The sequence below is a fragment of the Agaribacter marinus genome (assembly GCF_030160655.1).
In the GTDB taxonomy this organism is placed as follows: domain Bacteria; phylum Pseudomonadota; class Gammaproteobacteria; order Enterobacterales; family Alteromonadaceae; genus Glaciecola; species Glaciecola marina.
This window is the reverse complement of the sequence record NZ_BSOT01000026.1, coordinates 1-712: the sequence shown is the minus strand read 5'-3', so window position 1 is coordinate 712 and position 712 is coordinate 1. Positions and strand designations below refer to the sequence as shown.

The following is a 712-nucleotide window of genomic DNA, read 5'->3' as shown; positions in this document are numbered from 1 at the left end:
CCCACTCAATAATTTCATCATACCCATCACCGACATTATAAATATAGGTATCGTCACCATCATAACCTTGTAACTCATCATCACCGCCTCGCCCAATGAGCGTGTCATTGCCATCAAGGCCTATGAGGGTCTCGCCATTATTTGTACCAATCAGTAAATCACTTGCATCAGTGCCGTCTGTGTTGACATCAAACAATTGAATGTTTCTGAAGTGGGAATTTGTTGTTTCACTCCCCATATTACCTAATACTACGTTACGTGCATCGCCTGTAAAATGCTCACCCACCTTAATCATGAAGGTCTGCCAGTCACCATTGCCCGTGTATTCATAGTCGAAATTAGTTATCGAACGGTCAACGTCCGTGCCCGCCAAATGGAATTGCACCCCCTCTTTGCCGCCAAACAAGTGGTCTGGATCTAGCCCTATCACATGCTCATCGCCAAGGGTATCTGTTTTAAATTCAAAGCGTAAATAAGTGTGCTCGGTTACTTGGTGATTGACCACCGATTGCAACCATTTATCCCCGTCAATGCTAACAGCCTTGCCATCATCACTGACCGCAAAGGTACCAGGCAAATTCGCACTACTGAAACGATTTAAAGGAGAACGATTAAAGTCAAGCGTCGCATCACCACGCAAAAAGGCTTCTAGCTCAAAAGCCGTAAAGGTTGCATCTTCAAATACCACTGTCATATTGAAATCATTGGAGTG

Annotated in this window: 1 protein-coding gene; it reads right to left on the bottom strand. The window is 44.4% G+C overall.

Going from position 1 to position 712, the window contains the following annotated elements; translation table 11 throughout:
• On the bottom strand, positions 1–694 hold a 694-nt coding region (locus tag QQK00_RS20430), incomplete at its 3' end, for a hypothetical protein (protein WP_488798471.1).
• Positions 695–712: the final 18 nt, after the last annotated feature.